This is a genomic window from Bradyrhizobium sp. 1200_D9_N1_1 (assembly GCF_052075915.1).
Classification (GTDB): domain Bacteria; phylum Pseudomonadota; class Alphaproteobacteria; order Rhizobiales; family Xanthobacteraceae; genus Bradyrhizobium; species Bradyrhizobium diazoefficiens.
In genome coordinates this window covers 5,731,214-5,754,648 of the sequence record NZ_CP197226.1, presented here as the reverse complement: position 1 = coordinate 5,754,648, position 23,435 = coordinate 5,731,214, and the positions used below count along the sequence as shown (strand labels likewise).

General features: G+C 64.7%; 21 protein-coding genes and 1 pseudogene. 15 read left to right on the top strand and 7 right to left on the bottom strand.

Going from position 1 to position 23,435, the window contains the following annotated elements:
- Position 1: 1 nt before the first annotated feature.
- The gene (locus AB5K84_RS27940) at positions 2 to 979 is read right to left on the bottom strand and encodes a tripartite tricarboxylate transporter substrate binding protein (protein WP_011086618.1); all 978 of its coding nucleotides are present in this window, start codon (positions 977 to 979) and stop codon (positions 2 to 4) included.
- Between the two features lie 108 nt (positions 980 to 1,087).
- On the opposite strand from AB5K84_RS27940, the gene AB5K84_RS27935 reads away from it, so the two are divergent.
- From AB5K84_RS27935 to AB5K84_RS27905, 7 genes are all read left to right on the top strand, one after another.
- Complete coding sequence (locus tag AB5K84_RS27935) at positions 1,088 to 1,792, top strand: TetR/AcrR family transcriptional regulator (protein ID WP_028170897.1); 705 nt, start codon at positions 1,088 to 1,090, stop codon at positions 1,790 to 1,792.
- 29 nt (positions 1,793 to 1,821) lie between these two features.
- A complete protein-coding gene (locus AB5K84_RS27930) occupies positions 1,822 to 2,706 on the top strand; it encodes an amidohydrolase family protein (protein WP_011086620.1) in 885 nt (294 codons plus the stop codon).
- Complete coding sequence (gene dctA / locus AB5K84_RS27925) at positions 2,703 to 4,004, top strand: C4-dicarboxylate transporter DctA (protein WP_011086621.1); 1,302 nt, start codon at positions 2,703 to 2,705, stop codon at positions 4,002 to 4,004. Before AB5K84_RS27930 ends, dctA begins: the two co-directional genes overlap by 4 nt.
- A 67-nt stretch (positions 4,005 to 4,071) precedes the next feature.
- On the top strand, positions 4,072 to 4,785 hold the full coding sequence (locus AB5K84_RS27920; protein WP_011086622.1) for a PIG-L deacetylase family protein: 714 nt from the start codon (positions 4,072 to 4,074) through the stop codon (positions 4,783 to 4,785).
- On the top strand, positions 4,782 to 5,465 hold the full coding sequence (locus AB5K84_RS27915) for a 4-carboxy-4-hydroxy-2-oxoadipate aldolase/oxaloacetate decarboxylase (protein ID WP_011086623.1): 684 nt from the start codon (positions 4,782 to 4,784) through the stop codon (positions 5,463 to 5,465). Before AB5K84_RS27920 ends, AB5K84_RS27915 begins: the two co-directional genes overlap by 4 nt.
- Positions 5,466 to 5,492: 27 nt before the next feature.
- Positions 5,493 to 6,362, top strand: coding sequence for an ABC transporter substrate-binding protein (locus tag AB5K84_RS27910; protein ID WP_011086624.1), 870 nt, complete (start codon positions 5,493 to 5,495; stop codon positions 6,360 to 6,362).
- Positions 6,359 to 7,282, top strand: a complete 924-nt coding sequence (locus AB5K84_RS27905) for a DUF1932 domain-containing protein (RefSeq protein ID WP_162494215.1) — start codon at positions 6,359 to 6,361, stop codon at positions 7,280 to 7,282. The genes AB5K84_RS27910 and AB5K84_RS27905 overlap by 4 nt, the downstream gene beginning before the upstream one ends.
- Positions 7,283 to 7,300: 18 nt before the next feature.
- Here AB5K84_RS27905 and AB5K84_RS27900 read toward each other — a convergent pair whose 3' ends face one another.
- The 3 genes from AB5K84_RS27900 to AB5K84_RS27890 form a co-directional block, all read right to left on the bottom strand.
- Positions 7,301 to 7,606: a hypothetical protein gene (locus AB5K84_RS27900; RefSeq protein WP_038966273.1), complete on the bottom strand. Its 306-nt coding sequence runs from the start codon at positions 7,604 to 7,606 to the stop codon at positions 7,301 to 7,303.
- Positions 7,607 to 7,781: 175 nt separating this feature from the next.
- Positions 7,782 to 8,987 carry an amidohydrolase family protein gene (locus tag AB5K84_RS27895; RefSeq protein ID WP_011086627.1) on the bottom strand — a complete coding sequence of 402 codons (1,206 nt, stop codon included), beginning with the start codon at positions 8,985 to 8,987 and terminating at the stop codon, positions 7,782 to 7,784.
- 79 nt (positions 8,988 to 9,066) lie between these two features.
- Positions 9,067 to 10,308: an amidohydrolase family protein gene (locus AB5K84_RS27890; protein WP_011086628.1), complete on the bottom strand. Its 1,242-nt coding sequence runs from the start codon at positions 10,306 to 10,308 to the stop codon at positions 9,067 to 9,069.
- 142 nt (positions 10,309 to 10,450) lie between these two features.
- Between AB5K84_RS27890 and AB5K84_RS27885 the strand changes: the two genes are divergently transcribed.
- Together AB5K84_RS27885 and AB5K84_RS27880 are read left to right on the top strand one after the other, a co-directional pair.
- On the top strand, positions 10,451 to 10,870 hold the full coding sequence (locus AB5K84_RS27885) for a nuclear transport factor 2 family protein (protein ID WP_028170906.1): 420 nt from the start codon (positions 10,451 to 10,453) through the stop codon (positions 10,868 to 10,870).
- A gap of 174 nt (positions 10,871 to 11,044) precedes the next feature.
- A complete protein-coding gene (locus tag AB5K84_RS27880) occupies positions 11,045 to 11,953 on the top strand; it encodes an amino acid ABC transporter substrate-binding protein (RefSeq protein ID WP_011086630.1) in 909 nt (302 codons plus the stop codon).
- A gap of 67 nt (positions 11,954 to 12,020) precedes the next feature.
- On the opposite strand, the pseudogene AB5K84_RS27875 reads toward AB5K84_RS27880, so the two are convergent.
- Positions 12,021 to 13,256: pseudogene (locus tag AB5K84_RS27875) on the bottom strand (MFS transporter); the annotation flags it as partial.
- A gap of 83 nt (positions 13,257 to 13,339) precedes the next feature.
- Between AB5K84_RS27875 and AB5K84_RS27870 the strand changes: the two are divergent.
- The 4 genes from AB5K84_RS27870 to AB5K84_RS27855 are packed head-to-tail and all read left to right on the top strand — an operon-like array spanning position 13,340 to position 16,942.
- Positions 13,340 to 13,825, top strand: coding sequence for a MarR family winged helix-turn-helix transcriptional regulator (locus AB5K84_RS27870; protein ID WP_038966268.1), 486 nt, complete (start codon positions 13,340 to 13,342; stop codon positions 13,823 to 13,825).
- A 2-nt stretch (positions 13,826 to 13,827) separates the two neighbouring features.
- Positions 13,828 to 15,876 (top strand): FUSC family protein, encoded by a 2,049-nt coding sequence (locus AB5K84_RS27865; protein WP_011086633.1) that lies wholly within the window; start codon positions 13,828 to 13,830, stop codon positions 15,874 to 15,876.
- A complete protein-coding gene (locus tag AB5K84_RS27860; protein WP_011086634.1) occupies positions 15,873 to 16,079 on the top strand; it encodes a DUF1656 domain-containing protein in 207 nt (68 codons plus the stop codon). The genes AB5K84_RS27865 and AB5K84_RS27860 overlap by 4 nt, the downstream gene beginning before the upstream one ends.
- Complete coding sequence (locus tag AB5K84_RS27855) at positions 16,076 to 16,942, top strand: efflux RND transporter periplasmic adaptor subunit (RefSeq protein WP_011086635.1); 867 nt, start codon at positions 16,076 to 16,078, stop codon at positions 16,940 to 16,942. Before AB5K84_RS27860 ends, AB5K84_RS27855 begins: the two co-directional genes overlap by 4 nt.
- Before the next feature lie 666 nt (positions 16,943 to 17,608).
- Here the strand turns inward: AB5K84_RS27855 and AB5K84_RS27850 are convergent.
- Entirely contained in the window at positions 17,609 to 18,820 is a 1,212-nt protein-coding gene (locus AB5K84_RS27850) for an acyl-CoA dehydrogenase family protein (RefSeq protein WP_011086636.1), read from the bottom strand.
- Positions 18,821 to 18,875: 55 nt separating this feature from the next.
- Positions 18,876 to 20,501 (bottom strand): long-chain fatty acid--CoA ligase, encoded by a 1,626-nt coding sequence (locus AB5K84_RS27845; RefSeq protein WP_011086637.1) that lies wholly within the window; start codon positions 20,499 to 20,501, stop codon positions 18,876 to 18,878.
- A gap of 174 nt (positions 20,502 to 20,675) precedes the next feature.
- Here AB5K84_RS27845 and AB5K84_RS27840 point away from each other — a divergent pair, with 174 nt between their 5' ends.
- Both AB5K84_RS27840 and AB5K84_RS27835 read left to right on the top strand, forming a co-directional pair.
- Complete coding sequence (locus AB5K84_RS27840; protein ID WP_011086638.1) at positions 20,676 to 22,535, top strand: flavin-containing monooxygenase; 1,860 nt, start codon at positions 20,676 to 20,678, stop codon at positions 22,533 to 22,535.
- Between the two features lie 5 nt (positions 22,536 to 22,540).
- Positions 22,541 to 23,344 (top strand): shikimate dehydrogenase family protein, encoded by an 804-nt coding sequence (locus AB5K84_RS27835; protein WP_011086639.1) that lies wholly within the window; start codon positions 22,541 to 22,543, stop codon positions 23,342 to 23,344.
- The last annotated feature ends 91 nt before the right edge of the window (positions 23,345 to 23,435 follow it).

Here is a 23,435-nt window from a genome sequence, read left to right as displayed (position 1 = left end):
CTTACTGCGCGCGGATGTTGGCGGCCTTCAGCACCGGCTCCCATTTGGTCGCCTCGGCGTGCATGTAGGCATCAAAGTCCTTGGCGGAGGAGCCGACCGGAGCTGCGCCGATCTTGCCGAGCGTCGACAGCACGCTGGGGTCTTGCAGCGCGGCCTTGAGGTCGGTCTCGAGCTTGGACACGATCTCCGGCGGCATTTTTGCCGGGCCCAGCACGCCCCACCAGACCGAGACGTCGTAGCCTGGCACGCCAGCCTCGGCGATGGTCGGAACATCCGGCAGCGCCTTGGAGCGTTCGGCTGATGTCACCGCGAGAGCGCGCACCGGGCCGCCTTCGAGCTGGCCGATCGCCTCTGCAAGCGGATTGATGCTGAGCGGGATCTCGCCGGCGATGACGGCGGTCAGTGCCGGCGCGCCGCCCTTGTAGGGGATCGCGACGATCTTGGTGCCGGACATGTATTTGAGCAGCTCGCCGGCAAGATGCGCGGACGTGCCGTTGCCGGACATGCCGTAGGAGAGCTTGTCCGGCTCCTTCTTGGCAGCGGCCAGGAGATCGCCGAGCGTCTTGTAGGGGCTGTCCTTCGCCACCACGATTGCGAGTGGAGAAGAGGCCACTTCGGCGATCGCAGTGAAATCCTTGAACGTGTCATAGGGCACGCTCGGGTAGATGAACTGGTTGAGCGGATGGCCGCTCGCGACCAGGATCAGCGTGTAGCCGTCCGGCGCGGCCTGCGTCAGCGCCTGCGAGGCGACGATGCCGCCGGCGCCGGGACGGTTGTCGATCACCGGCTGCTGGCCCCAGGTCTTGGCCAGCGCCTGGCCGAGCGTGCGCGCGAGCACATCGACCGCGCCCCCGGCCGCGTAGGGCACCAGGATGTGGACCGGCTTGCTCGGATAATTCTCAGCCTGCGCGGCGTTCGCCGCCAGCAGCAAGCCCGCACCGACCACGAGCCGACCAATTGTTGTGTTCAAACCCAGCATTTTCCCAGCACTCCATTCGCCCCTGCTGCGGTCTTCCGAACCGCCCGGGGACGTCTCGCATCGTTGTTGTTGACGAGACCTGATCTTTTGTACGATAGTACAAATAACATGGTACGCAAGCCCACCAGCAAGGAAACGGCCCGCAAGCCGAACATGCGCGAGGCGATCCTCGCCGCGGCCGAGGAGCTGTTCGCCACCAACGGCTTCAATGCTGTGTCCGTGCGCGACATCGCACAGGCCGCCGGCGCCAATCCCGGCAGCGTGACCTATCATTTCAAGACCAAGGACGGCCTGCTGCTGGAGATCTACCGGCGCCATTGCGGGCCGATGAATCTCCGCCGCTCCGAGCTGCTCGCCGCCGCCAGGCGCGTGCGCGATCTCCAGGACCGGCTGGAGGCGATCGTGCGGGCCTATGTGGTGCCGGCCTTCACCTCGGGCAGTGATCTTGCCGGTGGCGGGGCGCGCTTTACGCGGCTGCGTGCCGTGATGTCGGCGGAAGGCAACGAGGTTGCGCGAAAAATCATCGCGCAGACCTTCGACGACACCAGCCACGCCTTCATCGACGCGGTCCACGAGAGCCTGCCGCACATTCCGCGCACCGACATCGTATGGCGCAGCCATTTCCTGCTCGGTGCACTCTATTATTCGCTGGTGACGCCGGACCGCGTCTCACGCCTGTCGCGTGGCGAGGCCGACGGCAGCGACGCGGCCAGCGCCATCGAGCAATTGGTGCAAGCCACCGTCGCCGCGTTCCAGGCACCGCCGCTCGACCAGCCGGCGCGCCGGCGGGCTGTGGCCAGCAGCAAGACTTGAAGAAGCGGTCACGCTCGGCGGTTCGACTGATGACGATGATGTACACGCCGACCATTCCGCCGCCCGATCCGAACACGCGCACGCCAAAGTTCAAGCTGCCGAAACTGTCGTGCGACGCGCATTGCCACATCTTCGGGCCCGGCGCGAAATATCCCTATGCGCGCGATCGTTCCTACACGCCGCCGGACGCACCGCTGGAGGATTTCCGTGCGCTGCACGCCAAGCTCGGGGTGGAGCGGGCGGTCATCGTCAATGCGAGCGTGCACGGGACCGACAACACGGTCGCGCTCGATGCGATCGCAGAGGGCAATGGCGCCTACCGTGCGGTTGCCAATATCGACGACACCATCACCGAACGCGGACTTCGCGTGCTGCACGACGGCGGCTTCCGCGGCTGCCGCTTCAATTTCGTCCGCCATCTCGGCGGCGTTCCCGACAAGCGCGTGTTCGACCGCATCGTTGCGATGGTCGCGCCGCTCGGCTGGCACATCGACCTGCATTTCGACGCGATCGACCTGCCTGAATATGCCGACATGCTGACCAAGCTGCCGCTGAGCTACACCATCGACCACATGGGGCGGGTGAAGGCGTCGGACGGGCTCGACCAGCTTCCGTTCAGGATTTTGATCGAGCTGATGCAGCGCGACGAGAAATGCTGGGTCAAGATCTGCGGCTCCGAGCGTGTGTCCTCGGCCGGCCCGCCCTTCACTGACGCCGTGCCGTTTGCGCGCAAGATCGTCGAGACTGCGGTTGACCGTGTCATCTGGGGCACGGACTGGCCGCATCCCAACGTCAAGGTGATGCCGAATGACGGCGACCTCGTCGATTTGATCCCGCTGTTCGCGCCGGAGCCGGAGGTCCAGCAGAAGATCCTCGTCGACAACCCCGCGCGCCTGTTCGAGTTCGACCAATGACGTCATTCGCGATCGACAAGCCGCGCGGCCGCGCCTGGTGGAAGGAGCTCTGGATCCAGGTGCTCATCGCCATGGCGGCCGGCATCGCGCTTGGGATCGTAAGCCCCGAGGCGGGTGCCAAGATGCAGCCGCTTGGGGATGCCTTCATCAAGGCGATCCGGATGCTGATCGCGCCGATCATCTTCTGCACCGTCGTGCACGGCATCGCCCATATGGCCGACATGGCGCGCGTCGGGCGCGTCGCGGTGAAGGCGATCGTCTATTTCGAGATCATGACCACGATCGCGCTGATCATCGGTCTTGTTGCGGTGAACCTGCTCAGGCCTGGCGTCGGCATGAACATCGATCCCGCCAGCATCAATGCCAGCGCGATCGAGCCTTATGTCAAGCAGACGAGCGTCATCGGCTTCGTGCCGTTCCTGATGAACATCGTTCCCGCCACGTTCATTGGCGCGTTTGCCGAGGGCAACATCCTCCAGGTGCTGTTCATCTCCGTTCTGTGCGGCTTTGCATTGGTGCAGCTCGGCGAGCGCGCCGCGCCGCTGGTGCATCTGATCGACCTCGCCGCCAAGATGGTGTTCGCCGTCGTCGGCTTCGTGATGTGGGCGGCGCCGATCGGGGCATTCGGCGCCATTGCCTTCACGGTCGGCAAGTTCGGCGTCGGCTCGCTGGCCTCGCTCGGTAAGCTGCTGGGCGGCTTCTATCTCACTTGCGTCATCTTCATCATCGTGGCGCTCGGTCCCGTGGCGCGGCTGTGCGGCTTCTCGCTGCTCAAGCTGATCCGTTACATCTGGGAAGAGCTGCTGATCTGCATCGCCACGACCTCGTCCGAGACCGTGCTGCCGCGGATGCTGACCAAGCTGGAGAAGGCGGGCTGCGAGAAGAGCGTGGTTGGCCTCGTCATCCCGACCGGCTATTCCTTCAATCTCGACGGCACTTGTCTTTACCTCGCCGCGGCCTCGGTGTTCCTGGCGCAGGCGACCAACACGCCGTTCGGGCTCGCCGAGCAGGTCGAGCTGCTGCTGATCCTGCTCGTGACCTCCAAGGGCGCGGCGGGCATTGCAGGCGCGGCCTTCGTCGTGCTGGCGGCGACGCTGTCGGCGACCGGCACCATTCCGGTGACGAGCGTCGCGCTGGTGCTCGGCATCCACCGCCTGATGTCGCAGGGGCTGACGCCGACCAATTTGATCGGGAACGCGGTTGCGACCATCGCGATTGCCAAATGGGAAGGCGCGCTCGACGGCGAGCGCCTGCGGCGCGTGCTCGACGGCGAGGAACAAGCGGCCATCACGGCCTGATGAATTGGCTGCCTGCACGAGGCGGGCGGCCTATGATGCCTACGAACGAAAGAGGGGAGTTTGTCCCATGAAAACAGGTCTCGTCGTCACCGCCCATCCGGGCGATTTCGTCTGGCGCGCCGGCGGCGCCATCGCGCTGCATGCGAAAAAGGGCTATCGCATGAAGATCGTCTGCATGTCCTTCGGCGAGCGCGGCGAAAGCCAGTTCGCGTGGAAAGAAAAGGGCGCGACGCTGGAATCGGTCAAGGCCGGCCGCAAGGACGAGGCGGAGCGGGCGGCCAAGCTGCTCGGTGCCGAGATCGAGTTCTTCGACTGCGGCGACTATCCGCTGAAGCTGACGGAAGCGCATTTCGACCGCATGGTCGACATCTACCGCGAACTCAATCCGAGCTTCGTGCTGACGCATGCGCTGGAAGACCCCTATAATTTTGACCATCCGAACGCCGCGCATTTCGCGCAGGAGACCCGCGTGGTCGCGCAGGCCATGGGCCACAAGCCCGGCGCGCAGTACAAATATTCGGCTCCGCCGGTGTTCCTGTTCGAGCCGCACCAGCCGGAGCAGTGCAACTACAAGCCGGACCTGCTCCTCAAGATCGATGAGGTCTGGAAGGAGAAGTACGAGGCGTTCCAGATCCTGGCCGCACAGAAGCATCTCTGGGGCTATTACGAGCGCGTTGCGCTCAACCGCGGCATCCAGGGCAGCCGCAACACCGGCGTGCCGATGACCTATGGCGAGGCCTATCAGCGTCTGTTCCCGACGGTTGCGGAGGAGCTCGCATGAAGTCCGTCGTCGTTCGCAGCATCAAGCGTGCCGATCCCGCCGGAATGGCAGAGTACGGCGTCTCGACCGTGCACGAGGCCTATGGCCGCATCGGCCTGATGAAGCCGTATCTGCGGCCGGTCTGGGCAGGTGCGTCGATTGCCGGCCCGGCCGTCACCGTGCTAGCGCAGCCCGGCGACAACTGGATGATCCATGTCGCGGTCGAGCAGTGCAGGAAAGGCGACATCCTCGTCGTCGGCTGCACCACCGACAACACCGATGGCATGTTCGGCGAGCTGCTCGCGACCTCGCTCCAGGCGCGTGGCGTGCAGGGGCTGATCATCGATGCCGGCTGCCGCGACGTCAAAGCGCTGCACGAGATGAAGTTTCCGGTGTGGTCGCGCGCGGTCTCGGCCAAGGGCACGGTCAAGGCTACGCTCGGCTCGGTCAACGTCCCCGTGGTCTGCGCCGGCGTCAACGTCGATCCCGGCGACATCATCGTCGCCGATGACGACGGCGTGGTGGTGGTGCCGAAGCGCTATGCGGCCGAGGTCGCCGAAAAGGCGAACAAGCGCAACGCGGACGAAGGCGGCAAGCGCAAGCGGCTGGCCTCGGGCGAACTCGGTCTCGACATGTACAGCATGCGCGAGGCGCTGGCGAAGGCCGGTCTTGTCTATGTCGACAATCCCGAGGACGTCTGAGCGAAATAAGGGAAGCGGAGCGGGCGGATGGATCGTCTCAAGCTGAAGGCCGTGCTCGGCAGTCACCCCCATGTGCAGGCGGTGAAGGGCGGCGAGCTGCGCTCCGACCTGTTCGACCTCGACTTCATCGAGTACACGCCGACCAACACCGCGTTCAAGCCGATGGTGCGCGAGCAGGCGTTCGATGTCTGCGAGATGGCGATCGTCACCTATCTGATGGCGAAGGCCCACGGCAAGCCGCTGGTGCTGCTGCCGGCGACCATGCTCGGGCGTTTCCAGCATTCCTATGCGCTGTATAACCCCTCGCATGGGACGCTTGGGCCCTCCGATCTCGAAGGCAAGCGCGTCGGCATCCGCTCCTTCACGACGACGACGGGCGCCTGGATCAGGGGCATCCTCGCCAACGATTACGGCGTCGATCTCGACAACATTCGCTGGGTGACGTTCGAGGATCCGCATGTCGCCGAATATGTCGACACCACCGAGCGCGCGCCGAAGGACAAGAAGCCCCTGCAGATGCTGATCGACGGCGAACTGGATGCCGTCCTCGGCGAGACCTCCAACGATCCCAGGCTGAAGCCGCTGTTCCCGGATCCGGCGACGGAGGCCGCGAAATGGTATGCCCGGCGCGGCGTCGTGCCGATCAATCATCTCGTGGTCGTGACCGAGCGGCTTGCGACATCGCGGCCCGACGTGGTCGCGGGCGTCTATGATCTGCTCAAGCGGAACAAGGCGCAGGTGGGACCCGCCGCAACGCCGGACCTCGCCCCGTTCGGGATCGAAGCCAACAGGAAGCCGCTCGAATTGATCGTCGACTATGCATTCCAGCAGGCGTTGATCCCGCGCCGCTATGCGGTCGAGGAGCTGTTCGACGAGACGGCACGAGGATTGAACTGATGTCGGATCCGAGACGATGGCAGATCGGGCTGGTCGGCTATGGCGAGGTCGGCCGGATATTGGCCGAGGATTTGCGCCAGCAGGACATCAAGGTTGCCGCCTATGACATCAAGCTCGGGGGCGAGCAGGATACTGCGCTGAAACAGCATGCAGCGAAATTCGGCGTTGGCCTTGCCTCCTCTCACGCCGAGTTGACCGCGAAATCCGATTTCATCATCTCTGCGGTCACAGCAAGCCAGGCCGTTCCGGTCGCAAAGGCCTGCGCCGCCGCGATCAATCAGGGCACCTGGTTCCTCGATTTCAACTCGGCCTCGCCCGGCGCCAAGCAGCGCGCCGCCGCGCTGATCGACGGTGCTGCCGGGCGCTATGTCGAGGGTGCGGTGATGACTTCGGTGCCGCCGTATCGCATCAAGGTGCCGCTGCTGCTCGGCGGCCCCGGTGCCAGGGAGCTGGAGCCGCTGCTGAACGCGATCGGCTTTGCGGCGAAGGTCGCGAGCGACAAGCTCGGCGTGTCCTCCGCGGTGAAGATGTGCCGCAGCATCATGATCAAGGGCCTCGAGGCCATGGTCATCGAAAGCTTCACCACCGCGCGCGCCTATGGCGTGGAGGATGCCGTGCTTGCCTCGCTCGCAGAAACGTTTCCCGCCATCAATTGGGAGACGCAGGGCGCCTATTTCTTCCAGCGCGTGATCGAGCATGGCCGCCGGCGTGCCGAGGAGGTGCGCGAAGTTGCCGAGACGGTGCGCGAAGCGGGACTGACGCCGTGGTCGGCGCAGGGCACGGCCGAGCGGCAGGCCTGGGTCGCCGATCTCGCCGATGAAGGGCTGTTCGGCACCAGGGGCACCGGGGAGTTTGCCCGCAGCGCCGATTGGCGCATCGAGGCCGACCGGATCCTCGCGAAGATCAATCGCGCGAAGTAGGGCGACGCCGGCTCAGGACTATGCCGCGCGAACGCCCATGAGCTCGTCGCGGGTGCGTTCGATCAATGCCATCAGGCTTTCGGCCTTGCGGACCAGCCGATCGCTCGCGGCTTCGGTCCGGAATTCCGCGCGGATCGCCCGAATGCACTTGTCAGCCGTGTCGAGCGCCATAAGCGCACGTGTCAGGTCATCCTGAGTCTGGACATCAGCGAGATCTAGGTCCGACAGGACGTGCCCGATGCCGTCGAGCCGCTTCACGGCGACCTCGCTCGGTGTTCTTGCTCGAACGGAATGAATGTCGATGCTGCTGAATGCGCTGAACATGTCCATGCTTCCCCGTTGAATGCAGACTTCAGTGCAGGCCCTACTATGACCGGCACCGCGGGACTTGCAATGCGCGCACCTATCGGGAATCAGAGAGAATCTACTATCCGGGATTCTACCGTATTCGGAATTCTGGAAAGCTTGGCGGTAACATCGAACGGAAAGCGGCCGGTCGTCAGCCGGATTTCCCTACAATCCTGCCGTTCGCGGCGACGAGCCTGCCGTCCTTGTAGACGGAGCGCCCTTGCGGCACCGCGACGACGGCCTCGGGAACGTGTTCCGCATTCAGCGCCACGAAATCGGCCTTCGCGCCGATTCGCAGGCCATAGCCTTCGAGCCGGAGCGCCTTTGCGCCTGATGCGGTGACGACGTCGAATGCGGCGCGCAGTTCCTCATCGATGTTGAAGCCGGAACGGTAGCCGAGCGTCGTGGCCCGGCGCAGCATGTCGCCGTCGCCATAAGGCCACCAGGAATCGCGGATGTTGTCGTTGCCGCTGAAGACGGTCACGCCGGCATTGCGCAGGGCGAGGATCGGCGGAAACGGCCGCGCGCCCGGCGCGTTGGTCATGATCGCGACGCCGGAGCGGGCGAGGATCTCGGCGACCTTCTTGAGGTAATCCGCGGGGATGTCGCCGAGCCCGTAGGCGTGGCTGACTGCAACGCGCCCCTCCATGCCGAGCGCGCGCGTGCGTGCCGCAATCTGCTCGATCTCGAAGGCGCCCAATGTGCCCATGTCGTGCAGATGGATGTCAATGTCGACGCCGTGCTTATTGGCGACGCCGAACACGACGTCGAGATGCTTTTCAACGTCGCGATCGAAGCTCGCGGGATCGAGCCCGCCGACGAGGTTGGCGCCAAGCCCGATGGCCTCGTCGAGCAGTTGCGCCGTGCCCGGGCTCGACAGGATGCCGCTCTGGGGAAAGGCGACGAGCTGGATGTCGATCAGGCCGTTGTATTCCTCGCGCACGCGCAGGATCGTCTCGAGCGATTTCAAGCCGACCGAGCCGTCGACTATGACGTGGCTGCGCATCTGCGTAGTGCCGTGTCCGATGCAGAGATCGAGCTGGTTGCGCGCCCGCACGTCCATCGGCGCGGCCTCGGCCATGTTCTGCGCCTGGAAGGCGACGCGTTCGTGCACGTTGAATCCGTCGGCGCACGGCTTGTGCGGCCGCCAGGCGTCGCCATAGAAACTGGTGTCGAGATGAATGTGGCCTTCGACGAAGCCGGGAACGACGAGGGCATCTTTGAGGTCGATCGTCTCGGCACCGGCGGGTGGCTGGTCAACGGACGTGATTGCGGCGATGCGTCCGTCCTTGACCGCGATGTGATGGCGGGTGCCGCCGTCGAAGCGTGCGTTGAGGAAGAGTGTGTCGAAGGCCATCCGGTTCCTCCGTTGGATGATCTGCGGAGTGTTGCGCGGGCCGCGGGGCGGGCGCAAGGCACGGCAAGGCGAGGGCTGCTCAGCGTCCGGGGCTGAACAGAGTGGGCCGCTGCCGCGCAAAAGTCTGCCGGCCAGCCTTGAAGCCCATCATGACATCAGGAAGCTCGGCGATGGCGAAGCGGCTGTCTTGCGTGTCGAGCACGATGAGATCGGCGGGATTGCCGACCTTGATGCCGTAATCGCCGAGGTTCATCAGCCGTGCCGGCAGTTCGGTCACGAGATCGAGGCAGATGTCGAAGTCGCTGACCGAGGCGTGGGCGACGTTGGCGTAGAAATTCGCCATCCGCAGCAGCGAGGCGTCGCCGAACGGCGTGAACGGATTGAGCACGTTGTTGGTCGCGACCGAGCACAACACCCCGTCTCCGGCGAGCTTGTGGGCGAGCGTCAGTCCGCGCGGCGCGTTGTGGGTGGCCTCGCGCCCCATCAAATAGAGATCGGTCGCGGGCAGCACGGTGACGGCAACGCCGGCTTTCGCCAGTTGCGCGGTGGCAGCTTTCAGCGGCTCCGGCGGCAACGCGGAGAGTTTCGTGGCATGACCAACCGCCACGCGTCCCCCGTAGTTGCGCCGCTCGGTTTGCCGGCACACCTCGTCGAGGTGCCACCAGGACGGGTCGAGGTCGAAATCGAGATGGAGATCGACGTCGACGTCGAATTCCTGCGCGAGATTGAAGATGCGCTCGAGGTGAGTATTCGGGTCGGTGTCCATATAGGGACAGCCGCCGATGGTCTCGCCGCCGTCGCGCAGCGCCTGGATCAGCAGGTCCTCAGCTCCGGGGTCGTTGGTCAGGCCCTCCTGCGGAAAGACGCAGAGCGACAGGTCGATCGCCCAGGCATAGTCGCGCTTGAGCGCCTTGACAGCTTCGAAGCCACGCAAGCCGATACGCGGGTCGATCTCGACATGCGTGCGCATGCGCGTCGTGCCGTGCACGATCGCGCGCTCGAGCACGCGGGCGCCGCGCGCATAGACGTCCTCGACCGTAAAGTCCTTTTTCATCCCGGCAACGGCACGGATCGCCTCCGAGACGCTGCCGTGATTGTGCCCGCAGCGGCCGAGCAGGCAGGCCTTGTCGAGGTGGATGTGGGTGTCGACGAAGCCGGGCAGGGCGAGGTGTCCGCCGACATCGACCTCGACGGCCTCGCAGGTCAGCCCTGGCTCGATCGCGGCGATGCGGCCGCCCTTCACGCCGATATCGACGGGTGCGGCGGATGATCGCAACAGCGTGTTCCGGAAGATCAGGTCGAAGGCGGTCTGACTGGTCATGGCACTTGCGGGCGGAATTTAGAGCAATCAGCCGAGATTGGCGGCTCCAGATTGTCGGCAGTCTAGCGAAGGAAATGTTCAAAATATATGCACGGAATTCGCGGGAGTGGCGTTAGTATTCCGCAAACCCGGGAGAATTAGCATGTCCGTTGCCGCACGAGCCGAAACCGCTCCGTTGTCCGATGCCGCGATTGTGGAAGCCTATCTTACGGCATCGATGATCCCTGATCCCGATGCTGCGGCAGCCTATATGGCGCCGGGTACGGTGATTACCTTCACCGGCGGACGCGAGTTCGATCATCCGCGCGGCCCGACAGGCTTCAACGCCAAGCGCTACCGCTGGGTCAAGAAGAAGATGGACCGATTCGACGTCTGCCCCGGCGATGGCGAAACCATCGTTTATAGCGTCGGCACGCTTTACGGCGAGTGGAAGGACGGTACACCGTTCGAGGGCAACCGTTACATCGATCGCTTCGTGGTGCGGAACGGCAAGATCACCAAAATGGACGTCTGGAACGACAGCGCGGAGCGCATCCTGGTCCAACGGAGCATCGACGCGTAAGGGCTATCTCGGTGCCCGGGCCGAGCCGCTCCGCCGGAGACAACTGCCGCGCGTCATATCGAAAGTCGCGATAGCTGGTAGACGCGGCCTCGTCTGGCGGCTGGCGCATGTCTGGGCTATCACCGCCGCGATCGCGTCTCGACACGAGTCGACGACCCCCTTGAGGAGCAGCCGATGCGCTTACCCACCGTTATCCTGGCCCTGACATGTCTTGCGGGCGCAGCTTCAGCCGAAGACCTGTCGGGCACGCTCCAGAAGGTCAAGGAGACGAAGAAGATCACGCTCGGCTATCAGGAGGCGTCCGTTCCCTTCAGCTATCTGGACGGAAACCAGAAGCCGGTCGGCTTTGCCATGGACATCTGCCTGAAGATCGTCGACGCCGTGAAGAAGCAGCTTGGCATGCCCGACATCGTCGTCGAGACTCTCGCGGTGACGTCGTCGAACCGCATCCCGCTGATGGTCAACGGCACGCTCGACCTGCATTGCTCGGCGACCACCAACAACGCCGACCGCCAGAAGCAGGTCGCCTTCACCAACACGCACTTCCTCAGCGCGACGCGGTTTGCTGCGAAGAAGGCCGCCAAGATCAACACCATCGACGATCTCAAGGGCAAGGCGGTCACGGCAGTGGCCGGGTCGGTCAACCTGACCCAGCTCGCCAAGGTCAACACCGAGCGCACTCTCGGCATCAACATCATGCCGGCCAAGGACCAGGCCGAGGCCTTCCTGCTGCTTGAAACCGATCGCGCCCAGGCCTACGCGCTCGATGACGTCCAGCTCGCGGTCGCGATCGCGCGCTCGAAGGAGCCGGCGCTGTTCATGATCAGCGAAGAAACGTTCTCGAAGCCCGAGCCCTATGGGATCATGCTGCGGCGGGAGGACGCGCCGTTCAAGGCACTCGCCGATCGCGCCACGGCAGAGCTCTACGCAAGCCCGGAGATCGAGGTGCTTTACAGGAAGTGGCTGGAATCGCCGACGCCGCCGAACGGCCTCAACTACAACGTCCCGATGTCGCCGGCCCTGCGCAATGCCTACAAGAAGCCGAGCTCGAGCGCCGATCCGGATGTCTATGTGGTGAACTGAGGCGAGGGTGGTTTTCACCTCTCCCCGCTGGGGAGAGGTGGGCACTGCGAGCTCAGCTTGATCTAAGTTAGCGCGTCCGCGGCGTATCCAGTAACTGGCCGGCCAGCGCCGCGCCGATTGCTGCAATCGCAGCCATCGCCAGCGCCCAGGTCGCGAACAGCCGATGACCGATCAGCGCGCCGCTCAAGAGCGGGGCGCTGATGTTTGCGCCCGACATCAGGGACTGATTGAGGCCCATGATCATGCCCTGGCGGTTGACCGCGGTCGAGCGCGACAATTCCGCGGTCAGCGTGCTGCGGGCGAACATGGTGCCCACGATGATCAGCGTCAGATAGATCGCGAGCAGGCTGACATTGTTGCCGGCCGCCAACCCCGCGAATCCAAGGCCCATGCAGGCGAACGCTGCCATCACGATGGCGCGGTCGGAAGCGATCAGGTTCGCGCGCGCGATCAACAGTCCCTGGACCATCATGTTGATGAAGCCCGCATAGGCGAACATCCAGCCGAGCTCGCGTGCCCCGAAGGGATGCCCGTCCCAGGAGAACCGCGCCGAGAGGAACAGGCCGATCTGCGACAGGAACATCGAATTGACGAAGAAGAAGACGATGAGCAGGCCGAGCAGTCGCCAGGCGTAGCGCATGCCGAGCAGGCTGCGCGTCAGCGTCGGCTCAGGCACGCGATGCTGGTAGAGTGGCTCGGAGGCCGGATGATCGGGCGGGAGCAGGGCGATGGTCGCGAAAATGCTGATCAGCGAGAGCGCCGCCGCAGCCCAGACTGGCGCGGTCTGGCCATAGTGCACGAGGAAGCTCGACAGCGCGGGGCCGAGCAGCAGCCCGGTTCCGATCGCGCCGCTGGTCATGCCGAGCGCCTGCTTGCGCGTTGCCGGCGCGCTGTGCTCGGCGGCGTAGGCGTGAGCGACCGAGATGTTGCCTGATGTCAGGCCGTCGATGATGCGCGCCAGGAACACCATTGTCAGGTTGCCCGCCACTGCCAGCAGCACAAATCCAATGAACGTCCCGATTTGGCTGACCAGCAGGACCTTTCTGCGACCGTAGCGGTCCGAGAGCATGCCGACCACGGGGCCGGCAACGAGCTGGCAAACGGCATAGACCGAGATCAGCGCGCCGAGCTGGAAGGGCGTGGCGCCAAGTCGCTGCGAATAGAATGGCAACAGCGGCAGGATGATTCCCATTCCCGTGGCATCCACGGCTACGACGACGAAGGTCGGGACGAGCGCCAGCGCGCTCTCGCCCGCTATCTCCTCTCGCATCTCAGTCGCGGAACCCGGTCCCATCCTGCGTTGTTCCCGTTCGCATTTGCGTGATCGATCGCGCTACGTCGGGTTATATAGTTGCAGGCTAATAGTTCGTGTCCTATCTAATTTGCATGGCTCCCTCGCAAGGCTTTATCCATGCCGAAATCGGCCGGCTCATCACGCGCCTCGGCAGGATGTGGCGGCGCGAGTCCGATCAGGCCTTGTCCGATCACGGCCTGTCCTATGCGACCGCGATTCCGCTGCTGCTGCTGTCGCACCAGGGTGAGAACGTGCGTCAGGGCGTGCTTGCCGACGAGCTCGGCATCGAGGGGCCATCGCTGGTGCGTCTGATCGACCTGCTCCAGGCCGAAGGCCTGGTGGAGCGCCGCGAGGACCCGACCGACCGGCGTGCCAAAACGCTACATCTGACGAAGGCGGGCGAGGCGAAGGTCGAGGAGACCAATCGCGTGCTGCGTAGGGTGCGGGCAAGCCTGCTCAAGGATATCGGCGCGGATGAACTTGCGATAACCTTCGAGACGCTCCAGCGCATCGAGCAGCGGGCCGGTCGCCTGCATGAAGCCAAGATGTTTGCCAGGACGTTTGCAGAGTCGAAATAGTCATGCGCGCAGACGAGCCGTTCCTGGTCCGCCACGCGGACCTCGTTTTCGCTTTGAAGACGTTCGCCGCGTCGATGCTGGCGCTCGTCATCGCGCTCGCCATGGACCTGCCGCGGCCCTATTGGGCGATGGCGACAGTCTACATCACCTCGCAGCCGCTGGCGGGCGCGACCAGCTCGAAGGCGTTCTTCCGGGTGATGGGCACGCTGGCTGGCGCGGCCATGACGGTCGCGCTGGTGCCGAACCTGATCGATGCGCCGGAACTCCTCTGCCTCGCCATCGCGCTCTGGGTCGGGCTCTGTCTTTATCTCTCGCTGCTCGACGGCACGCCGCGCAGCTACGTCTTCATGCTGGCCGGATACACGGTCGCGCTGATCGGCTTTCCCTCGGTGTCGGAGCCCGGCGCGATCTTTGACACTGCGGTGGCAAGGCTTGAGGAGATCTCGCTGGGTATCATCTGCGCCAGCCTGGTCTCGACCATCGTATTTCCCCGCAGCGTCGCGCCTGCTGTCGCTCACCGGGTCGACGCCTGGCTGGCGGACGCGCGCCGTCTCAGCCAGGTCGTGCTGTTGCGCGAGGGCACCAGCGAAACGCATCGCGCCAAGCGCCTCAAGCTGGCGACCGACATCGTCGAGATCGACACGCTCTCCACCCATCTCGCCTATGACCGGCTGACCGATCGCAATGCGGTGACCGGCCTCGGTGAAATCCGGCTGCGCATGCTGACGCTGTTGCCGGTGATCGCCTCGCTGGAGGACCGGCTGGCGGCGCTCGGCGAGGAGGCCTTGCGGCGGCAACCCGGGCTGAAACGGCTCCTGGAGGATCTCGCGCAATGGATCGCGAGCGATGTCGGCGCGCGCCAGCCGGCCGAGCGAATCCGGGCCGCGATCTCGGGGCAGCAGGCGGTGCTCGACGACGGCGCCGACTGGGAGCGGATCATCACCACCAGCCTGTTGTTGCGGTTGCGCGAGCTGGTCGACCTCTCGCGCGATTGCCGTGCGCTGACCGAGGCGATTGCAGAGAGCCGCAATGTTGCAACGATCGACCTGGCCTTTCATTCCGAGGCCGGTGCCGCGCCCGTCCGCCACCGCGACCGCGGCCTTGCATTGTGGTCGGCGGCCGGCGCGGTCGTGGCCATCCTGATCTGCTGCGCGTTCTGGATCGGGACCGGCTGGCCGGACGGCGCATCGGCGCCGATGATGGCGGCGGTCGCATGTTCGTTCTTCGCCGCGCAAGACGAGCCCGCGCGCTTCATTCGCAGTTTTGGTCGGTGGTCGCTGGTCGCCATCGTCGTCGTTGCGGTCTATCTGTTCGCGGTGGTCCCTGCGATCTCCCATATCGAGGTCCTGGTGGTCGCACTGGCGCCGACCTTTCTGCTCTACGGCTTCTTGATCGGCCGTCCGGCTACGGCGGGAACCGGGACGGCGCTCGCGGCCAACACTGCAACCCTGCTTGCAATCCAGTCGACCTACAGCGCGGACTTTGCGTCCTACGCCAATTCCGCCGTTGCCTTCTTCGTCGGCATCGTCGTCGCCGAGATCGTGACGCGGATCGCGCGCGGCGTCGGCGCGGAATGGATCGCCAATCGCCTGGTGCTGTCGAACTGGAAGTCGATCGCGGTCGCCGCCGAACGGCGCGGCAAGCGCGACCGCGCGGAGTTTGCGGGTCTCATGCTGCACCGGCTCGGGCTTCTGGTGCAGCGTATCGCGTTTCTGTCGGAGAGCGATCGCCGCGATACCGACAGCCTCGTCCAGCTTCGTATCGGGATCAACATCATCGACCTGCGCCGCGCGCGTTACGGGCTTGCGGCATCCACCATTGCCGTCATCGACGACATGCTCGATCGGCTCGCCGTCGCTTGCCGCGGCTACGCGGGCGACGGAATGCCGGCCGAGCTGCTGACCAGCGTCGACCGGGCGCTGGCCCAGGCGGTGAAGGACCCCAATGACAGCGCGCGCGAAGACGCCCTGATCGGCCTCGTCGGCATCAGGCGTGGCTTGTTTCCGGATGCACCGGCCTATCGGCCGCGCGCAGAGAGTGTTGCGGCATGAGATATGTGATCGACATCTACGGCGTGCTCGTGCCGTCGCTGCTGCTGTGGATCATTGTTGCTTACGTCCTCAGCGCGATTCTGCGCCGGCTCATGCAGCGCTTCGACCTCTACCGGCTGGTCTGGCACCGCGCGCTGTTCGATTTTTCGATCTTCGTCTGCCTTCTCGGCGTCGTCGTCTACCTCTCGGAGTATCTTTCATGAAAGGCAATTTCGCCTGGCTCGGCCGCCTCGCGCTGACCGTCATCGTTGTCGTCGCCGCGCTCGCAGTGGGCCGCGAGCTCTGGGTCTACTACATGGAGCAGCCCTGGACCCGCGACGGCCGCGTCCGCGCCGACGTGGTCCAGGTCGCGCCCGACGTGTCCGGATTCGTGACCGAGGTGCTGGTCAAGGACAACCAGAAGGTCCGCCGCGGCGACGTGCTGTTCCGGATCGACCGCGAACGTTTCGCGCTGGCGCTGCGCCAGGCCGAGGCGTCGGTTGCGGGTCATCAGGCGACGCTCGATCAGGCCAATGCCGATCTGAAGCGTTACAACGCGCTGACGACCGACGCGGTGTCGCAGCAGAAGCAGGAGCAGGTTCTCGCCACCCAGCTCCAGGCCAAGGCGGCCTTCGATCAAGCCGTGGCCGATCGCGCGTTGGCGCAGCTCAACCTCGACCGCAGCGAGGTCCATGCCTCCGTGAACGGTGTGATCACCAACATGGACCTGCGCCCCGGCGCCTACGTCACGGCCGGGAAGGGCGTGATGGCGCTGGTCGATACCGACACGCTGCATGTGGAAGGCTACTTCGAGGAGACAAAGCTCGCGCGCATCCGCACCGGTGACAAGGTCCGGGTCCGCCTGATGGGCGAGAAGGTCACGCTGTCAGGCCGCGTCGAGAGCATCGCCGCCGGCATCGAGGACCGCGACCGCGCGGAGGGAGCCAGCATGCTCGCCAACGTCAACCCGACCTTCAGTTGGGTGCGGCTGGCACAGCGTGTCCCGGTGCGCATCGCGCTCGATCCGGTGCCGGAGAACATGTCGCTGGTCGCCGGTCGCTCCGCGACGGTGGAGGTATTGGACTAGCGCAGCGAGCAGATGGATCGCGCCTGGCTTGGGGAAAAGCCGGCAATAAGCGTTTCAATGCCAAATCGTAGGGCTAATCCTGATTCGCGTGTGTGAGTCGGGGGAGCGTATGGGCGTTTGGTTTTTAGTCCTAGCAGCCTGCGTCGTCGGCGCGTTGCTCCTTTTGGCATTCTGCCGATAGGGCCGACTGCGGATGTTCTTGTTGCCGCGAAACATCAGCGAGCCGCTGAATAGCGGTTCCAGACTGATGGTTTTTGACTGTGCATGGATGAGCGCGTTCACTTCCAGCGTTGGAGGCGGACGTGAGTTGGTTGCTTGTGCTTATCATCGCTGCGAGCGCAATGGTGTTGATCGCTCATGCGATTGACGCGATGCGTTCCTGATACTCTTTGAGACCCGGTTTCATCGGTAGTCAAGTAAGCCAAGAGAATGTTCCGCGGCCAGCGAGTGTCAATTTGAGGAACTTGGCCCCGCGAGCCAAGGTTGTCACAGCAGGAGGAATACGATCATGCTTATGTTTTACCTGCCGATCATAATCTTCAACGCAATGCTCGAAGCAATTACGAAGCAGAAGAATGTGCCGGTATCCATCGATGAGCCGCCAAGCTTCGATTAGACTCCGATCTCAATGCGTTGGCTTCGATGCTTGCTGAGGCCAACGTCTCCTCAGGCATTTGAATACTTCTTCAGCTCGAACCGTGCGATCTGGTTCCGGTGTACCTCGTCCGGGCCGTCAGCAAGGCGCAGCAAACGTGCGGTGGCATAGGCCTGAGTCAGGCCGAAATCGTTCGAGGTGCCGCCGCCGCCATGGGCCTGGATCGCCCAGTCGATGACCTGGCAGGCCATGTTGGGCACGGCGACCTTGATCATCGCGATCTCGCTTTTCGCCACCTTGTTGCCGACCGTGTCCATGGCGTAGGCGGCGTTCAGCGTCAGCAGCCGGGCCTGCTCGATCATGATGCGGGCTTCCGCGATGCGCTCCTGCGTCACCGTCTGCTCGGAGACCGGCTTGCCGAAGGCGACGCGGCTGCGCACGCGGCGGCACATCTTTTCCAGCGTGCGCTCGGCAAGGCCAATCAGGCGCATGCAGTGGTGGATGCGGCCGGGGCCGAGGCGCCCCTGCGCGATCTCGAAGCCGCGGCCTTCGCCGAGCAGCATGTTCTCCTTCGGGACGCGCACATTGGTGAAGACGACTTCGGAGGCGCGGTCGGGTACGCCGTAGAAGCCGAACACGGGGAGGGGACGCTTCACCTCGATGCCTGATGTATCCATCGGCACCAGGATCATGGATTGCTGCTTGTGGCGGTCCGGATTGTCAGGATCGGTCTTGCCCATGAAGATGCAGATCTTGCAGCGCGGGTCGGTCGCGTTGGTGGTGTACCATTTGCGCCCGTTGATGACGTAATGGTCGCCGTCGCGCACGATCGAGCTCTCGATGTTGGTCGCGTCGGACGAGGCGACCGCAGGCTCGGTCATGGCGAAGCAGGAGCGGATATCACCCGCGAGCAGCGGCTTCAGCCAGCGCTCCTTGTCCTCTTTCGTGCCGTAGCGCTCCAGCACCTCCATGTTGCCGGTGTCGGGCGCCGAGCAGTTGAACACTTCGGGCGCAAGATGCGAGCGGCCCATCACTTCGCAGAGCGGGGCATATTCGAGATTGGTGAGGCCCGCGCCGTGGCTCGATTCCGGCAGGAACAGGTTCCAGAGGCCTTCCGCGCGCGCGAGCGGCTTCAGTTCTTCGACGACGGGATAGACCTTCCAGGGCCCGAGCTCCTCGGCCTCGCGGTAGAACCGTTCCTCATTGGGATAGATGTGCCGGTCCATGAAGCTTTCGAGCTTGCGCTTGAGCTCGACGACTTTGGGCGACATCGGGTAAAGCATCTTACGTCTCCTTGATCGATGGACGGCGCGGACTTCAGCGTGATCGCGTGCCGCTTCAAGCGACGCGGTATTCCCTGAACTTCTCGCGCAACGCCGATTTGAGCACCTTTCCGGTGCCGGTCATCGGGAATTCGTCCAGAAACTCGACGGCGTCAGGCATCCACCAGCTCGCGATCTTCGGGCGCATGTGGTCGAGCAGCGCCTTGCCGTCAACGGTCGCGCCCTTCTTGCGAACCACGAGGAGCAGGGGGCGCTCCTGCCACTTCTCATGCGCAATCGCGACCACGGCAGCTTGCAGCACGTCGGGATGAGACAAGGCGACGTCCTCGAGCTGGATCGAGGAGATCCACTCGCCGCCGGACTTGATCACGTCCTTGGAGCGGTCGGTCAGCGTGACGTGGCCCTGCGGGTCGATCACGGCCATGTCGCCGGTGATCAGCCAGCCGTCGCGGTCGAGGCCTTCGTCGAGCTTCATATAGCCCGAGGCGACCCAGGGACCACGGGCGCGCAGGTGGCCGACGGTCTTGCCGTCGCGCGGCAGCTCAACGCCGCCGTCGTCGACGATGCGCAAGGCGGTGCCGAAACAGGCCCGGCCCGAGACCTGTCGGCGGTCGAACTTCTCCTTGTCGCTGAGGTGCTCCGAGCCGGGACGCAGGCCCGGCATCGAGCAGCCCAGAGCCTCGGTCATGCCCCAGGCCTGGATGTAGTCGATGTTGTAGTCGCGCTTCAGCTTCTCGACCATGGCGCGCGGCGGGGCCGAGCCCGACGACAGCGTTGCACGCAGGGTGGAGAATCTGTTGCCGGTGCGGCCGAGCCAGTCGAGCAGGATCAGCCAGAAGCTCGGCACCCCCGCCGACAGCGTCACCTTCTCGCCTTCGAGCAGCTCATACAGCTTGTCGGGCTCATAGTTGCGGCCGGGCAGCACCAGCTTCGAGCCGGTATAGGGCGCGGTGAACGGCATATTCCAGCCATTGCCGTGGAACAGCGGCGCCATCGGCATCATCACCTCGCGTACCCCTTCGATGTGTCCCGGAAGGAAGTCGAAATTGCAGCAGGTCATAGTCTGCAGGATCGCGGCGCGGTGCGAATAGATCACGCCCTTGGGATTTCCCGTCGTCCCCGAGGTGTAGCAGATGGTGGAGGCGGATTTTTCGTCGAACTCCGGCCAGGTGAAGCCGGTGTCGTTCTCTCGTCCGAGAAGCTCCTCGTAGCAATGGACGTTTACAAGCTTCGTCTCCGGCATCCGCTCGCGCGAGGACATCACGACGTAAGCCTCGATCGTCTTCAATTGCGGCGCGATCGCCTCGACGATGGGCAGCGTGGCGCGGTCGACGAACAGCAGGCGGTCTTCGGCGTGGTTGATGATGTAGACGAGCTGCTCGGGAAACAGGCGCGGATTGACGGTGTGCAGCACATAGCCCATGCCCGGCGCGGCATAGAACATCTCGAAATGGCGGTGGGTATTCCAGGCCAGCGTGCCGACGCGGTCGCCTTGCTGCATGCCGAGACGCTTCAAGGCCAGCGCCATGCGCTTGATGCGTGGATGAGCGTCCGCATAGGTGTAGCGATGGATGTCGCCCTCGATCTGGCGCGCGACGATCTCCGCCTCGCCGTGATAGTCGGCGGCGTACTGGATCAGGCCGCTGATCAGGAGCGGCATGTCCATCATCAATCCCTGCATCATTTCCTCCGGATCGCCATGTCGTTGCATGGCGCTTGTGATTTGCGCGCGAGGTTACCGGAACGTCACGCGCCGTTCACGCAAAAAACGGCAGACGTGATTGCATGCGTCACTTTTTCAAGGCTAACGTGAGGAGAGCTGCCGGCGAAGCAGCGTCTGTCGTGGAGGAAATGGATGTCAGCGGAAAGACACAAGACCGGCGCAGCCGGCGCACCTACGGTCGATCTTTCCGCACTTCGCGCGCGCTATCGCGACGAGCGCGATCGCCGTCTGCGCGCCGAGGGCAAGGCGCAATATGTCGAGGTATCAGGCGATTTCGGCCGCTATCTCGACGATCCCTGGGCCGATCCCGGATTTGCGCGCGAGGCCGTTAGCGAAGCGACCGAAGTGCTCATCGTCGGCGGCGGCTTTGGCGGTCTGCTCTGCGGCGCGCGCCTGCGCGAGGCCGGCATCGCGGATTTTCGTATCGTGGAAAAGGCCGCCGACTTCGGCGGCACCTGGTACTGGAATCGCTACCCTGGTGCGGCCTGCGATACCGAGAGCTACATCTATCTGCCGCTGCTGGAGGAGACCGGCTACATGCCGGTGCGCAAATATGCGCGGGCGCCGGAGATTTACGAACACTCCCGCCGCATCGGCCGCCACTTCGGCCTGTACGAGCGCGCGCTGTTTCAGACCGTCATCTCGCGCATGGAATGGCGGGAGCAGGAGGCGCGCTGGCTGGTCGAGACCGATCGCGGCGATCGCATCCGCGCGCGGTTCGTCATTCTGGCCGGCGGCCCGCTGAGCCGGCCGAAGCTGCCGGGCATTCCCGGCATCGAGAGCTTTGGGGGACACAGCTTTCACACCAGCCGCTGGGACTACGCCTACACCGGCGGTACGGCTGAAGGCGGTCTCGCCGGCCTTGCCGACAAGCGCGTCGGCATCATCGGCACCGGCGCCACCGCCGTGCAATGCGTGCCGCATCTCGGCCGCTCGGCGAAGGAGCTCTATGTCTTCCAGCGCACGCCGTCGGCGATCGGCGTGCGCGACGACCGGCCGACGGATCAGACCTGGGCGGAGAGCCTCAGGCCCGGCTGGCAGCGCGAGCGCATGGACAATTTCACCGCGGTGATCTCGGGCGAGCCGTTCGAGCAGGATCTGGTCCAGGATGGCTGGACCGGCCTGCTTGGCGAGATCCTGCTCGCGCCGCGCCGCCAGCCGCAGCCGGTGACCTCGCTGGAGGAGGCGTTGAAGGTTATCGAGCAGGCCGACTACCGCAAGATGGAGGAGATCCGCGCGCGCGTCGATGCGGTGGTGAAGGACGAGGCGGCCGCTTCAGCGCTCAAGCCCTGGTACAAGGCGTTCTGCAAGCGGCCGTGCTTCCACGACGAATATCTCGACACCTTCAATCGCCCCAACGTGCATCTCGTCGATACCAAGGGGCAGGGCGTCGAGCGCATCACGGAGAATGCCGTGATCGTCGATGGCAAGGCCTATGAGCTCGACTGCCTGATCTATGCCAGCGGCTTCGAGGTCGGCACCGATTACGCCCGCCGCATGGGCTTCGAGGTCTATGGCCGCGACGGCATGAGCCTGTCCGAGCGCTGGCGCGACGGCGTCAGGACGATGCACGGCTTCTACAGCCGCGGCTTCCCGAACTGCTTCCTGATCGTCACGGTGCAGGCCGGCCAGAGCGCCAACTTCCCGCACATCATCGACGAGCAGTCGCAGCACATCGCCTATGTGATCGATCAGGCGCGCAAGCGCGGCGCCAGAACGCTGGAGCCGACGCTCGCTGCCGAGAACGCCTGGGTCGAGGAGGTCGTGAAAGCCGCGCTCGGCCGTCAGACTTACTTGGCCGAATGCACGCCTGGCTATTACAACAACGAGGGCGTGTTCGATCCGATCGCGGCAAGAAACAGCCAATATTGGCGCGGGCCGGTGGCGTTCCTGCGGCTGCTCGACAAGTGGCGCAAGGAGGGCAACCTGGATGGACTGGAATTGACCTACGGGACGGCCGCGGAGGCGGGCGGCACCCCGGCTCCGGCTTGAGCGGCATGATCCCGGCCCCGTCAGGCGCCACGCGGCTCCACGTCATCGTCGGTGATCCCATCGCGCAGGTGCGCTCGCCCGCGGGCGTGTCAGCCGCCTTCGCCGCACGGGGGCACGACGGTATTCTCGTGCCCGTTCAGGTCGCCCCGGGGGATTTGCCCGACTTCCTCTCGGTGGCGGCGCGATTGAAAAATCTCGACGGCATCGTCGTTACCATCCCGCACAAATTTGCCTGCTACCAGGCCTGCACGAGTGCGACCGATCGGGCGCACTTCCTGCGCACCGTGAACCTGATGCGCCGGCGCGCCGACGGCTCATGGCATGGCGATATGGTGGATGGCCTCGGCTTCGTCGGCGCAGCGCGGGCAAAGGGGATCGATCCCGGCGGCATGCGCGCCCTTCTGGTCGGCGCCGGCGGCGCCGGCTCGGCGATCGCGCTCGCGCTGGTCGAGGCCGGCGTCGGTGAGCTCGCCATTCACGACAGCATGGCCGAGCGCCGCGACGCGCTGATCGGCCGGCTCAATGGGCTCGGCAAAGCGCCGGTGCGGACCGGCACCATGGACCCCGCCGGCTTCGACTTCGTCGCCAATGCGACGCCCGCCGGGATGAAGGACGGCGACCCGCTGCCGGTCGACGTCGCGCGCCTTGCGCCAGCCGCCTATTGCGGCTGCGTCATCACCAGGCCCCAAGTCTCCCCCTTCATCGCCGCGGCTCGCAAGATCGGCTGTGTCACCGGGACCGGTACCGACATGTACCAGCAGCACCAGAGCATCATGGTGGATTTCCTGCTGGGAGCGGAGGCTGGGTGACTTGCGGACGTCGCGACTTGCCGGTGTCAAGAGCTTTGCTTGGATCGATTGGTCCTGTCGGGACTTGAGCGATCGCAACCGACGTAGGATC

Coding starts and splice junctions, on each gene's coding strand:
- AB5K84_RS27850 (WP_011086636.1), bottom strand. CDS start 18,820: ATGCTTTACCCGATGTCGCCCAAAGTCGTCGAGCTCAAGCGCAAGCTC.
- AB5K84_RS27865 (WP_011086633.1), top strand. CDS start 13,828: ATGCGCGCAGACGAGCCGTTCCTGGTCCGCCACGCGGACCTCGTTTTC.
- AB5K84_RS27940 (WP_011086618.1), bottom strand. CDS start 979: ATGCTGGGTTTGAACACAACAATTGGTCGGCTCGTGGTCGGTGCGGGC.
- AB5K84_RS27880 (WP_011086630.1), top strand. CDS start 11,045: ATGCGCTTACCCACCGTTATCCTGGCCCTGACATGTCTTGCGGGCGCA.
- AB5K84_RS27920 (WP_011086622.1), top strand. CDS start 4,072: ATGAAAACAGGTCTCGTCGTCACCGCCCATCCGGGCGATTTCGTCTGG.
- AB5K84_RS27855 (WP_011086635.1), top strand. CDS start 16,076: ATGAAAGGCAATTTCGCCTGGCTCGGCCGCCTCGCGCTGACCGTCATC.
- AB5K84_RS27900 (WP_038966273.1), bottom strand. CDS start 7,606: ATGTTCAGCGCATTCAGCAGCATCGACATTCATTCCGTTCGAGCAAGA.
- AB5K84_RS27895 (WP_011086627.1), bottom strand. CDS start 8,987: ATGGCCTTCGACACACTCTTCCTCAACGCACGCTTCGACGGCGGCACC.
- AB5K84_RS27870 (WP_038966268.1), top strand. CDS start 13,340: ATGGCTCCCTCGCAAGGCTTTATCCATGCCGAAATCGGCCGGCTCATC.
- AB5K84_RS27840 (WP_011086638.1), top strand. CDS start 20,676: ATGTCAGCGGAAAGACACAAGACCGGCGCAGCCGGCGCACCTACGGTC.
- AB5K84_RS27835 (WP_011086639.1), top strand. CDS start 22,541: ATGATCCCGGCCCCGTCAGGCGCCACGCGGCTCCACGTCATCGTCGGT.
- AB5K84_RS27860 (WP_011086634.1), top strand. CDS start 15,873: ATGAGATATGTGATCGACATCTACGGCGTGCTCGTGCCGTCGCTGCTG.
- AB5K84_RS27915 (WP_011086623.1), top strand. CDS start 4,782: ATGAAGTCCGTCGTCGTTCGCAGCATCAAGCGTGCCGATCCCGCCGGA.
- AB5K84_RS27890 (WP_011086628.1), bottom strand. CDS start 10,308: ATGACCAGTCAGACCGCCTTCGACCTGATCTTCCGGAACACGCTGTTG.
- AB5K84_RS27930 (WP_011086620.1), top strand. CDS start 1,822: ATGACGATGATGTACACGCCGACCATTCCGCCGCCCGATCCGAACACG.
- AB5K84_RS27935 (WP_028170897.1), top strand. CDS start 1,088: ATGGTACGCAAGCCCACCAGCAAGGAAACGGCCCGCAAGCCGAACATG.
- AB5K84_RS27910 (WP_011086624.1), top strand. CDS start 5,493: ATGGATCGTCTCAAGCTGAAGGCCGTGCTCGGCAGTCACCCCCATGTG.
- dctA (WP_011086621.1), top strand. CDS start 2,703: ATGACGTCATTCGCGATCGACAAGCCGCGCGGCCGCGCCTGGTGGAAG.
- AB5K84_RS27845 (WP_011086637.1), bottom strand. CDS start 20,501: ATGCAGGGATTGATGATGGACATGCCGCTCCTGATCAGCGGCCTGATC.
- AB5K84_RS27885 (WP_028170906.1), top strand. CDS start 10,451: ATGTCCGTTGCCGCACGAGCCGAAACCGCTCCGTTGTCCGATGCCGCG.